The organism is Pseudomonas putida S13.1.2, assembly GCF_000498395.2.
Taxonomy (GTDB): domain Bacteria; phylum Pseudomonadota; class Gammaproteobacteria; order Pseudomonadales; family Pseudomonadaceae; genus Aquipseudomonas; species Aquipseudomonas putida_Q.
In genome coordinates this window covers 5,888,644-5,903,026 of record NZ_CP010979.1, presented here as the reverse complement: position 1 = coordinate 5,903,026, position 14,383 = coordinate 5,888,644, and the positions used below count along the sequence as shown (strand labels likewise).

Below are 14,383 nucleotides of genomic sequence, written 5' to 3'. Positions count from 1 at the left end.
CTCCTAGCGGGTGATGATCAGCGGATGCCCACGCTCCGGGTGCGCCTGCACCAGCACATCGATACCGTAGACTGCCCTCAACGCCGCGGGCGTCAGTACCTCTTCGGGCGAGGCAAACGCATGACTGCGCCCCTGTTCCAGCAACAGGATACGGTCACAGTAGCGCGCTGCCAGGTTCAGGTCATGCAGGATCACCAGCACCGCGGCGCCGCGGTCGGCAAAGCGGCGCACGGACTCCAGGGTGGTGTGCTGGTGCAGCGGGTCGAGCATCGAGGTCGGTTCGTCGAGCAGCAGCGTGGCCCCCTCCTCGCCCGGCCATAGCTGCGCCAGCACACGGGCCAGGTGCACCCGCTGCCGCTCGCCCCCCGATAGCGCCAGGTAACTGCGCCCCACCAGGTGCCAGGCATCCGCCGCCTGCAACGCCGCTTCGACAATTTGCGCATCGCGCTGCTGCCCGGTGCCATGCGGCATGCGCCCCATGCCCACCACCTCCTCGACCCGGAACGAGAAGCCCAGGCTGGACACCTGTGGCAACACAGCCAGGCGCTTGGCCCGCTCCTGCCCAGGCCAATCGGTGAGGGGCCGGCCCTGCAGCGTCACCCGCCCCCGGTCGGGCGCCAACTCGCCACACAACACACCCAGCAGGCTGCTCTTGCCGGCGCCATTGGGGCCGAGCACACCCACCACCTGCCCCGGGCTCAGCTGCAGGTGAATGTCGTGCAGCACCTCGTTGCTTCCCCGCCGCAGGTGCAGGCCTTCAACTTGCAACATCAGCTGCGCCCTCGTATCAGCAGCACAAGAAAGAACGGCGCACCGATAAAGGCCGTGACAATACCAATCGGCAACTCGGCAGGTGCCAGCAGCAGCCGCGCCGCCAGGTCGGCGAACAGCATCAGCACGCCCCCCGCCAGCAACGAGGCAGGTAGCACCACGCGGTGATCAGGCCCGGCCAGCAAGCGCACCAGGTGCGGCACCACCAGGCCGATGAAACCGATCAGCCCTGCGGCAGCCACTGCCGCACCTACGCCCAGCGCCGTGCAGAACACCAGCTCGCGCTTGAGCCGCTCCACGTCAACACCCAGGTGGCGCGCCTCGGACTCGCCCAGTAACAGGGCATTCAGCGCCTTGGCCCGGCGTGGCAGCCACACCGCTACCCCCGCTGCGACCAGCAGCAATGGCCACAGCCGTTCGTAGCTGGCACCGTTCAGGCTGCCAAGGTTCCAGAACGTCAGCGTGCGCAGGGTGGCGTCGTCGGCCAGGTAAGAAAACAGCCCGACGGCCGCGCCGCCCAGCGCAGTCATGGCCACGCCCGCCAGCAGCATGGTTGCGACGTTGGTCTGGCCATCGCGCCGCCCCAGACGGTAGACCAACGCGGTTACCGCAAGCCCCCCGACAAAAGCGCAGAACGACAGCAGATAGGGCGCGAAAGCCTCCGGCATGCCGCCAAACCAGGCACCACCGACAATGGCGACCGCGGCACCCATCGCCGCCCCAGCGGCAACCCCCACCAGCCCTGGATCGGCCAGCGGGTTGCGAAACAGCCCCTGCATGGCCACGCCGGACAGCGCCAGCACCGCGCCCACCGCCAGGCCCAGCAAGGTACGCGGCAGGCGGATCTGGCCCAGGATCATCTCGGCCTGCTGCAGGCCGTCAGCCGCAATTGGCAGCCCCAGCAGGCGCAGGCCGGCGCGCAGGGTGTCGAACAGCGGCAGGCTGACCGGCCCCAGAGCCAGCGACAGCCACACCGCCAACAGGCACAGCAGGCTCAGGCAAACGAACAACGTGCGTGGCTGGACCCGCTGTTTCATTGTGCGAAGCTGGCCTGGGCTGCCGGGTAGAAGGTGGCTGCCAGCGACTGCAAGGTCGATGGCAGGCGTGGGCCAAGCCCGCCTACCAGCAGCGTCGGGTCCAGTGACACCAGGCGTTTCTCACGCACCGCCCGCGAGGCAGCCAGCGCGGGGTTTTCTTTCAACAGCGCCTGCAAGGCCTGCTCATCGGCCAGCGCCCGGTCGGAAAACACGATCACGTCCGGGTCCAACGCCGCCAAGGCTTCGTTGGAGAAGTTCTTGTAGCCTTGATGTTCTGCCAGGTTGTGCCCACCTGCCTGGCCCAGCAGCCAGTCACCCGCCGTGCCCTGCCCGGCGATCAGCGGTTTGGCCCCGGCATGGCCGACCAGCAGTAGCACCCCAGGTGCCTGTTGCCCGGCCTGGGCCTGCTTGACCTTGGCCTGCACAGCCTCGATTTGCTGGTGGTAACCCGCCGCCAACCCCGCAGCCTGCGGCTCTGCGCCCAGCAACTGCCCCAGATGCTTGAGGTTTTCATCCACCGCCGCCAGTTCGGCCTTGCTGGAGAACAACTCCACCTGCACACCGGCCTTGCGGATTTGCGCGAGTACCGGCGGCGGGCCCATTTCCTCAGTGCCCACCAGTACATCCGGGCGCAGGCTGAGAATGCCTTCAGCCGACAACTGCCGCTGGTAGCCCACACTGGGCAGTGACTTCAGCGATGCCGGGTGCTGGCTGGTGGTGTCCACACCGACAAGCCGCGCTTCACCGCCCAGTGCCGTTATCCACTCACTCAGGGCACCACCCGCGCTGACCCAGCGTTGCGGCAACTCGGCCGCCAGGGTCTGGGTGGAAAGCACAAGGCTTGCGCACAGGGCGAGCACGGCGACTGGACGGCGCATCATCGGGTTCCTTCTGAAGGCGAGCCACGCGCCTTGTGGCGGGCGGCAGAACTGCGCACCATAGGTAGGCAGGCGCAGCGAATGCGGGCAATTTGATAATTATTCGCATTGACGCGTCAAGTCATCATCTGTTTCATGAGTCGTCCTTGCCATGCACTTGCTCTGTATCTCCCACGCCCTGGCCGAAGGCCAAAGCCGCGCCTTCAGCGTAGACGGCCTCGAACTGTTCGGCGTGCGCCGCCAGGGCCAGGTTTACCTCTACCGCAACCGTTGCCCACACCGCGGCATACCGCTGCACTGGGCGCAAGATGCATTTCTCGATGACAGCGCCAGCCTCATCCACTGCGCTCACCATGGCGCGCTGTTTTTGATTGAAAGCGGCGAGTGCGTAGCCGGGCCCTGCGAGGGTGAGCAACTGCTGGCCCTTGGCTGTCACGAAGACAGCCAAGGCATCTGGCTCACGGCGTAAGCAGCACCGGCAGGCGGCGATCAACAACAATGCCTTCGGCGTCCAGGCGGGTGCCGTAGGCCAGCACCTCCACGCCGTCCGCCGCCGCCGCACGCAGGGCCTGGGCATAGGCTGCGTCGATTTCCTCAGCGGGGCGTACGGCATCGATGCCCGTCAGGTTCACGCAATACAACTGCACCGCACGCACGCCCTGGCGCGCCAACTTCGCCAGCTCGCGCAGGTGCTTGGCACCGCGCTGTGTCACCGCATCGGGGAAAGCTGCAACTGTGCTGTCGGGGTAGCCCAAGGTCACGCTCTTGACCTCGACGTAAGCGGGGGCACCGTCGAACTCCAGGCGAAAGTCAATGCGGCTGCTTTCCTCACCGTACGGCACTTCGCGCTTGAGCGCGGTGAACCCGGCCAGTTCGGCGATGGTGCCGGCCCGCAATGCCTCTTCGACCAACGCATTGGCCCGCCCGGTATTCACACAGGCCAGCCGCCCCTGCGGGGTTTCGCTGATCTCCCAGGTGCCTGGCAGCTTGCGCTTGGGGTCGTTGGAGCGGCTGAACCACACCTGCCCGCCTTCACGCATGCAGTTGAGCATGGAGCCGGTGTTCGGGCAGTGAATGGTCAGTTGTTCACCGCTGGCCAGTTCGATGTCCGCCAGAAAGCGTTTGTAACGGCGCAGCAGGCGGCCCTGTTCGAGTGGAGGATAGAACTGCATCAGCCTTGCCAGCTCCGCAGGCCACGGGCAATGCGCTGCACCGCCTCTTCCAGGCGCGGCAGGCTCTGGGTGTAGGCAAAGCGCACATGGTGCCCGGCCAGGTGGCGGCCGAAATCCAGGCCCGGCGTAAACGCCACGTGCTCGGTTTCCAGAAAGTGCCGGCAGAAGGCAAACGCATCACCGCCAAAGGCGCTGATATCGGCATACAGGTAAAACGCCCCCTGCGGCTCGACGGCAATGCGGAAGCCCAATTCGCGCAGGGCGGGCAACAGATAGTCGCGGCGGCGGGCGAACTCGGCGCGGCGCTCCTCGAAGATGGCCAGGCTCTCGGGCTGGAAGCATGCCAGCGCAGCATGCTGGGCCATGCTCGGTGCACTGATGTACAGGTTCTGCGCCAGCTTCTCCAGGTCGGCCACCGCGCCGGGTGGGGCTACCAGCCAGCCAAGGCGCCAACCGGTCATGCCGTAATACTTGGAAAAACTATTCAGGACGAACGCCGAGTCGTCGACTTCCAGCACGCTTGGCGCGTCCATGCCATAAGTGAGGCCATGATAGATCTCGTCCACCACCAGGTGGCCGTGTCGCTCATGGGTGGCCTTGGCAAGGCTGGCCAACGCTTCGCGCCCCAGCACGGTACCGGTCGGGTTAGCCGGCGACGCGACCAGTGCACCGACGGTGTCCTTGTCCCAGTAACGCTCGACCAGGTCGGCGGTCAGCTGGTAATTCACCTCCGGGCCCACCGGTACCAGCTGCGCCCCACCCTCGACCAGACGCAGGAAGTGGCGATTGCACGGGTAACCCGGGTCGGCCAGCAGCCAATGCTTGCCCGGGTCGACCAACAGGCTGCTGGCCAGCAGCAGTGCGCCAGAGCCACCCGGGGTAATCAGGATGCGCTCTGGGTCGATATTCAGGCCATAACGTTGGCCATAAAAGCCGGCAATCGCTTCACGCAGCGCCGGCAGGCCGCGTGCGGCGGTGTAGCGGGTGTGCCCGGCAGCCAGCGCGGCCTGGCCGGCGGCGACGATCGGTGCGGCCGTGGTGAAGTCCGGCTCGCCGATTTCCAGGTGGATCACGTCGTGCCCGGCCGCCTGCAGCTCGTTGGCCCGGGCCAGCAGCGCCATGACATGGAAGGGTTCGATGGCGCGGCTGCGCGCACTGTAGGGGTGGGCCATGACCTTCTCTCAATTGCGTCTAAACTGGAGATTCTACCTCTGCACGCCAACGAACGTACGGCTCGCGCCGATGTCAATAAGCAGGATCGGGCGGGGTAGCGCACCCCCGATCTATCTGGTAAGTTCGGCGGCTCGCAGTCGCAGGGCCGGCGGTCGCCGGGGATGGAGCATCCTGCGCATTGGATCAGATGAGTGAGAGGCGGTCTATTCATGTCCACCGTAGAAAAGCAAAAAACCGGAACCATGTACGGTGTCGAGCCCTATAAAGAGACCAAGGGCGAAGAGTACATGGGTGAGCCCATGAAGAAGCACTTCACCAAGCTTCTCAATGCCTGGAAAGGCGAGCTCATGCACAGTGTGGATCGCACCGTAGACCACATGAAGGATGAAGCTGCGAACTTCCCGGACCCGGCCGACCGTGCCAGCCAGGAAGAAGAATTTGCTCTTGAGCTGCGCAACCGTGACCGCGAGCGCAAGCTGATCAAGAAAATCGACAAGACCCTGCAGAAGATTCAGGACGAAGAGTACGGCTGGTGTGATTCCTGCGGCATCGAGATCGGCCTGCGCCGTCTGGAAGCCCGTCCGACCGCCGACCTATGCTTCGACTGCAAGGAAATTGCCGAGAAAAAGGAAAAAACGGTCGGCAAAGGCTGATCTTTCTTCCACCTGAACGGGGCGCTTGATGCGCCCCGTTTCATTTATATGCCCAGCCTGACATGACCGACTCCAGCTACATCGGGCGCTTCGCCCCCACCCCCAGCGGCTTTTTGCACTTCGGCTCGCTGGTCGCTGCCCTCGCCTCCTGGCTCGACGCCCGCGCCGTCAACGGCCGCTGGTTGCTGCGCATGGAAGACACCGACCCACCCCGGGAAATGCCCGGTGCCCGTGATGCCATCCTGCAAACCCTGGAGCGTTACGGGCTGGAATGGGATGGCGAGGTGGTGTGCCAGAGCCAGCGGCACGACGCTTATGCCGCGGTAGTCGACCGCCTGTTCAACATGGGCCTGGCCTACGCCTGTACCTGCTCGCGCAAGCAGCTGGAGGGTTACAACGGCATCTACCCAGGCCTTTGCCGTAACGCCGGCCATGCCCGGGAAGGTGCGGCGATCCGCTTGCGCGTGCCAGAGCTGATCTACCGCTTTACCGACCGGGTGCAGGGCGAGTACCAGCAGCACCTGGGGCGTGAGGTGGGCGACTTCGTCATCCAGCGCCGCGACGGGCTGTATGCGTACCAGCTGGCGGTGGTGCTGGACGATGCCTGGCAACGTGTGACCGACATCGTGCGTGGCGCCGACCTGCTCGACAACACCCCACGCCAGCTGTACCTGCAGGAACTGCTGGGCTTTTCGCAGCCGCGCTACCTGCATATTCCGCTGATCGTGCAGCCGGATGGGCACAAGCTGGGCAAATCGTACCGTTCGCCGCCACTGCAGGCGGAGCATGCTACACCGCTGCTGTTGCGGGCATTGCGGGCGCTGGGGCAAGAAACAGACCCCGATCTGCTACTGGCTACGCCGGCTGAAGTGTTGGCGATAGCCCGCAAGCAGTGGCGGCCGGAGGCGATTGCGCAGCGGACCACGGTGCCAGAGGCTGATTTGCGCTGAGGCAGGCCCGGCCCTTTCGCGGGTAAACCCGCTCCCACAGGTTCTTCACAGGTTTCGAAGGCGGTGCCGTTCTGTGGGAGCGGGTTTACCCGCGAAAGGGCCAGCACAGGCAAACCAACCCTCAAAAACAAAAGCCCAATAATTTCAAACCCTTGGCTAACGCAATGGATTCCCGCTAGCATCCACCCAGCCATTTGCGCCAATAATAAGTCCAAGCCCGCAGCGCCCAACCATCGAGGCCAGCATGTACATCTATCGTTTGGTCCTGCTTCTGGTCGTGGGGATCTACCTGTTCTCCCCGGCCATCATGGACTGGTGGATCGAACCGACCGGAGCCTGGTACCGCCCTTACCTGCTCTGGCTGATCCTGATCGTCGTCACCTTCATCCTGCAGAGCCAACGAGATGCCGATGAGCTTTAGCCTGACCCAGATGATCCTGATCAGCGCCGGGTACCTCATGGTGCTGTTTGGCGTGGCCTGGATCAGTGAACGCGGGTTGATCCCGCGTTCGATCATTCGCCACCCGCTCACCTACACCCTGTCGCTGGGCGTGTACGCCAGTGCCTGGGCCTTTTATGGCTCGGTGGGCCTGGCCTACCAGTACGGCTACGGCTTCCTCGCCTGCTACCTGGGGGTGTCCGGTGCGTTCCTGCTGGCACCTGTGTTGCTCTACCCGATCCTCAAGATCACCCGCACCTACCAGCTGTCATCGTTGGCCGACCTGCTGGCGTTCCGCTTTCGCAGCACCTGGGCCGGGGCACTCACCACCATCATCATGCTGATCGGCGTGCTGCCCTTGCTGGCACTGCAGATACAGGCGGTGGCCGACTCGATCAGCATCCTCACCGGTGAGCCGGTCAAGGCCAGGGTAGCCTTCGCCTTCTGTACGCTGATCATCCTGTTCACCATCTTCTTCGGCTCGCGGCACATTGCCACGCGTGAAAAACACGAAGGGCTGGTGTTCGCCATCGCCTTCGAGTCGGTGATCAAGTTGCTGGCCCTGGGCGGTATCGGGCTTTACGCCCTGTACGGCGTATTCGGCGGCCCGCACGAGCTGGAAGTCTGGCTGCTGCAAAACCAGACCGCCCTGGCCGCCCTGCACACCCCGCTGCAGGAGGGCCCATGGCGCACCCTGCTGCTGGTGTTCTTCGCCTCGGCCATCGTCATGCCGCACATGTACCACATGGCCTTTACCGAAAACCTCAACCCGCGCTCGCTGGTCAGTGCCAGCTGGGGCCTGCCGCTGTTCCTGCTGCTGATGAGCCTGGCGGTGCCGCTGGTGCTGTGGGCTGGCCTGCGCCTGGGCGCAAGCACCAACCCCGAGTACTTCACCCTGGGCCTGGGGATTGCCGCCAACAACGAAGCACTGGCACTGCTGGCCTACATCGGCGGCTTGTCGGCCGCCAGCGGCCTGATCATCGTCACCACCCTGGCGCTGTCGGGCATGGCCCTCAACCACCTGGTGCTGCCGCTGTACCAGCCCCCGGCCGAAGGCAATATCTACCGTTGGCTGAAGTGGACCCGCCGCGCGCTGATCGTCGCCATCATCACCGCCGGCTTCATGTTCTACCTGACCCAGAACAACCACCAGAGCCTGGCCAACCTGGGCATCGTCGCCTTCGTCGCCACCCTGCAGTTCCTGCCGGGCGTGCTGTCGGTGCTGTACTGGCCCACCGCCAACCGCCGCGGTTTCATCGCCGGGCTGCTGGCCGGCACCCTGGTGTGGATGGTGACCATGCTGCTGCCGCTGCTGGGCAATCTGCAGGGCTTCTACATCCCGCTGCTGGACATGATCTATGTGCTGGACGATACCAGCTGGCACATGGCGGCCATTGCCTCGCTGGCGGCCAACGTTTTGCTGTTTACCTTGATTTCGCTGTTCACCAACGCCAGCAACGAAGAAGTCAGCGCGGCAGAAGCCTGCGCCGTGGACAACGTCCGCCGCCCGCAGCGCCGCGAGTTGCACGCCGCCTCGCCGCAGGAGTTTGCCACCCAACTGGCCAAGCCGCTGGGCGCCAAGGCCGCACAAAAGGAAGTGGAACAGGCCCTGCGTGACCTCTACCTGCCGTTCGACGAGCGCCGCCCCTACGCCTTGCGCCGCCTGCGCGACCGCATCGAGGCCAACTTGTCCGGCCTGATGGGGCCGAGCGTGGCCCAGGACATGGTCGAGACCTTCCTGCCGTACAAGTCCGGTAACGAAAACTACGTGACCGAAGACATCCACTTCATCGAAAGCCGCCTGGAAGACTATCACTCGCGCCTGACCGGCCTGGCGGCCGAGCTCGATGCCCTGCGCCGTTACCACCGCCAGACCCTGCAGGAGCTGCCCATGGGCGTCTGCTCGCTGGCCAAGGACCAGGAAATCCTGATGTGGAACAAGGCCATGGAAGAGCTCACCGGCATCGCCGCCAAGCACGTGGTCGGCTCGCGTCTGCTCACCATCGACGAGCCTTGGCGCGGCCTGCTGCAAGGCTTCATCAACCTGCCCGACGAGCACCTGCACAAGCAGCGCCTGGCACTGGACGGGCAGCCGCGCTGGCTAAACCTGCACAAGGCCGCCATCGACGAGCCGTTGGCCCCCGGTAACAGCGGCCTTGTGCTGCTGGTGGAAGACCTTACCGAAACCCAGGCACTGGAAGACAAGCTGGTGCACTCCGAGCGCCTGGCCAGCATCGGCCGCCTGGCCGCCGGCGTGGCCCACGAAATCGGCAACCCGATTACCGGCATCGCCTGCCTGGCGCAGAACCTGCGGGAGGAACGCGAAGGCGATGGCGAAATCATCGAGCTGTCCAGCCAGATCCTCGACCAGACCAAGCGCGTGTCGCGCATCGTCCAGTCGCTGATGAGCTTTGCCCATGCCGGCGGCAGCCACCAGAACAGCGAAGAACCAGTGTGCCTGGCCGAAGTGGCGCAGGACGCCATCGGTCTGCTGGCCTTGAACCGGCGCAATTTCGAAGTACAGTTCTTCAACCTCTGCGACCCGGACCACTGGGCCGAAGGGGACCCGCAGCGCCTGGCCCAGGTGTTGATCAACCTGCTCTCCAACGCCCGCGACGCCTCGCCACCCGGCAGCGCCGTACGCGTGCGCAGCGAAGTCAGCGAACACACCGTCGACCTGATCGTCGAAGACGAGGGCAGCGGGATACCGAAGAACATCATGGACCGCCTGTTCGAACCCTTCTTCACCACCAAAGACCCGGGCGAGGGAACCGGACTAGGCCTCGCTCTGGTCTATTCCATCGTGGAAGAGCATTATGGGCAAATCACCATCGACAGCCCGGCCGATATCGAACGGCAACGTGGCACCCGGATCCGCGTGACCCTGCCCCGGCATGTCGTAGCGACGTCCCCTGAAATTCGAGACCGTCGAGAGAATTGAATCAATGCCGCACATTCTGATCGTCGAAGACGAAACCATCATCCGCTCGGCCTTGCGTCGCCTGCTCGAGCGGAACCAGTACCAGGTCAGCGAAGCCGGCTCGGTGCAGGAAGCCCAGGAACGCTTCAGCATTGCCACCTTCGACCTGATCGTCAGCGACCTGCGCTTGCCAGGCGCACCTGGCACCGAGCTGATCAAGCTCGGCCAGGGCACTCCGGTGCTGATCATGACCAGCTACGCCAGCCTGCGCTCGGCAGTGGACTCGATGAAAATGGGCGCGGTGGACTACATCGCCAAGCCTTTCGACCACGACGAGATGCTGCAGGCCGTGGCGCGTATCCTGCGCGACCGGCAGAACGCCCCGGCCCCGGCCCCGGCGGCCGAACCACGCGCCGCCAATGGCAAGGCCGCCCCGGCCGACAAAGGCAGCGCGGCTGCGGCCAATGGCGAAATCGGCATCATCGGCTCGTGCCCGCCGATGCAGGACATGTACAGCAAGATCCGCAAGGTGGCGCCCACCGACTCCAACGTGCTGATCCAGGGCGAGTCGGGTACCGGTAAAGAGCTGGTGGCCCGCGCCCTGCACAACTTGTCGCGCCGAGCCAAGGCACCGATGATCTCGGTGAACTGCGCAGCCATCCCCGAGACACTGATCGAGTCCGAACTGTTCGGCCACGAGAAGGGCGCGTTCACTGGCGCCAGCGCCGGGCGTGCAGGCCTGGTAGAAGCCGCCGACGGTGGCACGCTGTTCCTCGACGAAATCGGCGAGCTGCCGCTGGAAGCCCAGGCCCGCCTGCTGCGCGTGCTGCAGGAAGGCGAGATTCGCCGGGTGGGTTCGGTGCAATCGCAAAAGGTCGATGTGCGCCTGATCGCCGCGACCCACCGCGACCTCAAAAACCTGGCCAAGGCCGGCCAGTTCCGCGAAGACCTTTACTATCGCTTGCACGTGATCGCCCTGAAACTGCCTGCCCTGCGCGAGCGCGGCAGCGACGTCAACGAAATCGCCAGTGCCTTCCTGGCGCGCCAGAGCGCGCGTATCGGCCGCGACGACCTGCACTTCTCGGCCGAAGCCGAGCAAGCCATTCGTCATTACAGCTGGCCGGGTAACGTGCGGGAGCTGGAAAACGCCGTAGAGCGCGCGGTGATCCTCAGCGAGAGCGCAGAAATTTCTGCCGAACTGCTGGGCATCGACATCGAGCTGAGCGACCTGGAAGAGGACGAAATCCTCAACAGCGCCCTGGTGGTGGCCAGTGCTGCCAATGCCAGCCATGAGCCGACCGAGGACCTGTCACTGGAAGACTACTTCCAGCACTTCGTGCTCGAGCACCAGGACCACATGACCGAGACCGAACTGGCACGCAAGCTTGGCGTCAGCCGCAAGTGCCTGTGGGAACGCCGCCAGCGCCTGGGCATTCCACGGCGCAAGAGCAACGCTACCAGCGAGTAATTCCAGGGTTCGCCGCAGCAAGTGCGGCGCCTGGGAGATCGAGCGCCGCCCGCGCGGCGCATCGCCGGCAAGCCAGCTCCCACATCTGTTTCGGGCCAATCAATCCTGAGCCATTGGCGCACGGTCCCTTGTTTGTCCCCCTTCGATATCGCGTCGAGCTCCAAGGGGGCCGCGCGCCAATGGCACAGGTATAACTGGCCCGAAACAAATGTGGGAGCTGGCTTGCCGGCGATGCGCCGCGCGGGCGGCGCTCGATCTCACAGGCGCTGAACGGGGTGTGGCGAACACATCTGGCCCGGAAACACCCCAGGTAACACATCAGTTCCCACAAAAATCTGTTACCCAACCTTTCCGCCGTAACAGTTCCCGAGGCGTACGGTAACGAAATCGCCCCGATTTCAGCCCGCAGAATTTTGCCAAAACCGCTCAACCCCTTGATTTTACTGGGTTTGCAAAAGTTGGCACGGCACCTGCTATATGCTTAGTACAAAAACAATAACAAGCACTGCAACCTAAAATAAGAACAAGACGAAACGGCTCACGCACAATAAAAACAAGACGGCGGAGGCGCAGCTAACTGATTCTTTTGGAGAGGATGCGTGTTTGGGGCTTGCCCCACGACCAGGCAGAGAACAACAAAAACTGCACTAAAAAGCAGCGCCTGAACTGGTTGGATCGACAGATCAACGTGACATCAGCGGCCAAAGCAATCCGTTTGCTCTTAACCCCTGGATTGGGGGTCGTTCACAAGCTTCGAGATTTGTGGACAGGGCACTCAACAAAAACAAAAAGCCCAGCAAAAAAATAATAAGAGCACGCAACGACTTCTTGGGGAGCTTAGGCTCCCCTTGTCGTTTCTACCCTTCTGGCAGGCATCCTGCTACCCGCCTACACCATTCCCCGAGTAAATGCTAGAATCCCCGCCCATCATGCGGCCATTCTCCTATTCTTGGCCGAACATTCCTTCACACAGTGCATCCCATGCTGAAGAAGCTGTTCCAGTCTTTCCGCCCGCCCGTACCGGGCCCGCACCACAGGCGCACCACGCCTGAGGTGATCAACAAGAGCCAGCACTCGCTGCAGCGCCACCAGTTCAGCCGTCACGCGGTGAACATCGTGGAACGCCTGCAAAGCGCCGGCTACCAGGCTTACCTGGTCGGTGGCTGTGTCCGCGACCTGATGCTGGGCATCACGCCGAAAGACTTCGACGTCGCCACCAGCGCCACCCCCGAACAGGTCCGTGCCGAGTTCCGTAACGCGCGCATCATTGGTCGCCGCTTCAAGCTGGTTCACGTGCATTTCGGCCGTGAGATCATCGAAGTTGCTACCTTCCGTGCTCCCCACTCGGAAGACGACCAGGGCGACAGCCACCGTTCGTCGCACAATTCCAGTGGCCGCATCCTGCGTGACAACGTGTACGGCACCTTGGAAGAAGACGCGCAACGTCGCGACTTCACCATCAATGCCCTGTACTACGACCCGGTCAGCGAGCGCGTTCTCGATTACGCAAACGGTGTGCACGATGTGCGCAACCGCCTGCTGCGGCTGATCGGCGACCCGACCCACCGCTACCAGGAAGACCCTGTGCGCATGCTGCGCGCGGTGCGTTTCGCCGCCAAGCTGGACTTCGGTATCGAAAAGCACACGGTCCAGCCGATCCGCGAACTGGCCCCGCTGCTGCGCGAGATTCCACCGGCACGCCTGTTCGAGGAAAGCCTCAAGCTGTTCCTCTCCGGCCAAGGCGCCATCGCCTTCGAGATGCTGGTCGACCTGCAGCTGTTCGAGCCGTTGTTCCCGGCCAGTGCCCACGCCCTGGACGAGCGCCCGACCTACGCCCACACACTGATCAGCCAGGCCTTGCAAAACACCGACCTGCGCGTAAAGCAGGGCAAACCGGTAACCCCGGCGTTCCTGTTCGCCGCGCTGCTGTGGCCAGCCCTGCCGGCCCGTGTGCTGCACCTGCAGAACCAGGGCGTGCCGCCGATACCGGCCATGAACGGCGCGGCCCACGACCTGATCGCCGAGCAATGCGCGCGCATCGCCATCCCCAAGCGCTTCACCCTGCCGATCCGCGAGATCTGGGACATGCAGGAGCGCCTGCCACGGCGCAGCGGCAAACGCGCCGACATGCTGCTGGACAACCCACGCTTCCGTGCCGGTTACGACTTCTTGCTGCTGCGCGAAAGCGCCGGGGAAGATACCGACGATCTTGGCCAGTGGTGGACCGACTACCAGGATGCCAACGACAGCGAGCGCCGCGAGATGATTCGCGAACTGGGCAGCCGTGACGAAGGCACCGGTGCTGGCCCGCGCAAACGCAAACGCAGCGCCAGCAAACGCAAGCGCGGTGGTGACGAGGCGTCCGAGTGAAAACTCGCGCCTACGTCGGCCTTGGCAGCAACCTGGACGCACCTGCCGAACAACTGCGCAGTGCCTTGCAGGCGCTTGACCAGGTGCAGGGCACGCGCCTGGTGGCGGCTTCGGCCCTGTACACCAGCGATTCGCTGCTGCCCGGCCAACCGCGTTACACCAACGCTGTCGCCGCCCTGGACACCGCATTGCCGCCACTGGCGCTGCTCGATGCGCTGCAAGCCATCGAGAACGGCCAGGGCCGCGTGCGCAAGGAACGCTGGGGCCCGCGCACGCTGGACCTGGACATCCTGCTGTTCGGTGACCAGGTACTCGACGAGCCACGCCTGAAAGTGCCGCATTACCACATGCATGCCCGGCCTTTCGTGCTGTACCCACTGGCCGAACTGGTGCCAGACGATTTCCACCTGGCAGATGGCCGCGCCCTTGCGCAATTGCTCGACGACTGCCCGTTCGTCGGCCTTGAGCGCCTGTAAACCGGGCGCTCCAGCCTTGCCCCCTGGCACGGTAACGCCAGTAACACCCTGATCGTAACAATGCGGTAACAGGGTG

The 14,383-nt window shown here is 64.1% G+C and carries 13 protein-coding genes; 8 read left to right on the top strand and 5 right to left on the bottom strand.

Annotated elements, in window-relative coordinates; translation table 11 throughout:
• Positions 1-3: 3 nt before the first annotated feature.
• From N805_RS26060 to N805_RS26050, 3 genes are read right to left on the bottom strand one after another with little or no spacing between them, the layout of a single operon-like run.
• Positions 4-771: a heme ABC transporter ATP-binding protein gene (locus N805_RS26060; protein ID WP_019471248.1), complete on the bottom strand. Its 768-nt coding sequence runs from the start codon at positions 769-771 to the stop codon at positions 4-6.
• Positions 771-1,754, bottom strand: coding sequence for a FecCD family ABC transporter permease (locus tag N805_RS26055; protein WP_177313752.1), 984 nt, complete (start codon positions 1,752-1,754; stop codon positions 771-773). Before N805_RS26055 ends, N805_RS26060 begins: the two co-directional genes overlap by 1 nt.
• 50 nt (positions 1,755-1,804) lie before the next feature.
• A complete protein-coding gene (locus tag N805_RS26050) occupies positions 1,805-2,689 on the bottom strand; it encodes a heme/hemin ABC transporter substrate-binding protein (protein ID WP_019471246.1) in 885 nt (294 codons plus the stop codon).
• 148 nt (positions 2,690-2,837) lie between these two features.
• On the opposite strand from N805_RS26050, the gene N805_RS26045 reads away from it, so the two are divergent.
• Entirely contained in the window at positions 2,838-3,155 is a 318-nt protein-coding gene (locus tag N805_RS26045) for a Rieske (2Fe-2S) protein (RefSeq protein ID WP_019471245.1), read from the top strand.
• Here N805_RS26045 and sfsA read toward each other — a convergent pair.
• Complete coding sequence (gene sfsA / locus N805_RS26040) at positions 3,145-3,858, bottom strand: DNA/RNA nuclease SfsA (RefSeq protein WP_019471244.1); 714 nt, start codon at positions 3,856-3,858, stop codon at positions 3,145-3,147. The genes N805_RS26045 and sfsA overlap by 11 nt on opposite strands.
• Positions 3,858-5,030: a pyridoxal phosphate-dependent aminotransferase gene (locus tag N805_RS26035; RefSeq protein ID WP_019471243.1), complete on the bottom strand. Its 1,173-nt coding sequence runs from the start codon at positions 5,028-5,030 to the stop codon at positions 3,858-3,860. The genes sfsA and N805_RS26035 overlap by 1 nt, the downstream gene beginning before the upstream one ends.
• Positions 5,031-5,240: 210 nt before the next feature.
• On the opposite strand from N805_RS26035, the gene dksA reads away from it, so the two are divergent.
• From dksA to folK, 7 genes are all read left to right on the top strand, one after another.
• Entirely contained in the window at positions 5,241-5,684 is a 444-nt protein-coding gene (dksA, locus tag N805_RS26030; RefSeq protein WP_016489149.1) for an RNA polymerase-binding protein DksA, read from the top strand.
• Between the two features lie 62 nt (positions 5,685-5,746).
• On the top strand, positions 5,747-6,634 hold the full coding sequence (gluQRS, locus tag N805_RS26025; protein WP_019471242.1) for a tRNA glutamyl-Q(34) synthetase GluQRS: 888 nt from the start codon (positions 5,747-5,749) through the stop codon (positions 6,632-6,634).
• Between the two features lie 244 nt (positions 6,635-6,878).
• Positions 6,879-7,055, top strand: coding sequence for a hypothetical protein (locus tag N805_RS30630; protein ID WP_003250005.1), 177 nt, complete (start codon positions 6,879-6,881; stop codon positions 7,053-7,055).
• A complete protein-coding gene (locus N805_RS26015) occupies positions 7,039-10,014 on the top strand; it encodes a sensor histidine kinase (RefSeq protein WP_028614115.1) in 2,976 nt (991 codons plus the stop codon). The genes N805_RS30630 and N805_RS26015 overlap by 17 nt, the downstream gene beginning before the upstream one ends.
• A gap of 4 nt (positions 10,015-10,018) precedes the next feature.
• A complete protein-coding gene (locus tag N805_RS26010) occupies positions 10,019-11,461 on the top strand; it encodes a sigma-54-dependent transcriptional regulator (protein WP_028614114.1) in 1,443 nt (480 codons plus the stop codon).
• Positions 11,462-12,442: 981 nt separating this feature from the next.
• Complete coding sequence (locus tag N805_RS26005; protein WP_019470468.1) at positions 12,443-13,831, top strand: polynucleotide adenylyltransferase PcnB; 1,389 nt, start codon at positions 12,443-12,445, stop codon at positions 13,829-13,831.
• On the top strand, positions 13,828-14,307 hold the full coding sequence (gene folK, locus N805_RS26000) for a 2-amino-4-hydroxy-6-hydroxymethyldihydropteridine diphosphokinase (protein WP_019470467.1): 480 nt from the start codon (positions 13,828-13,830) through the stop codon (positions 14,305-14,307). Before N805_RS26005 ends, folK begins: the two co-directional genes overlap by 4 nt.
• Positions 14,308-14,383 lie beyond the last annotated feature (76 nt).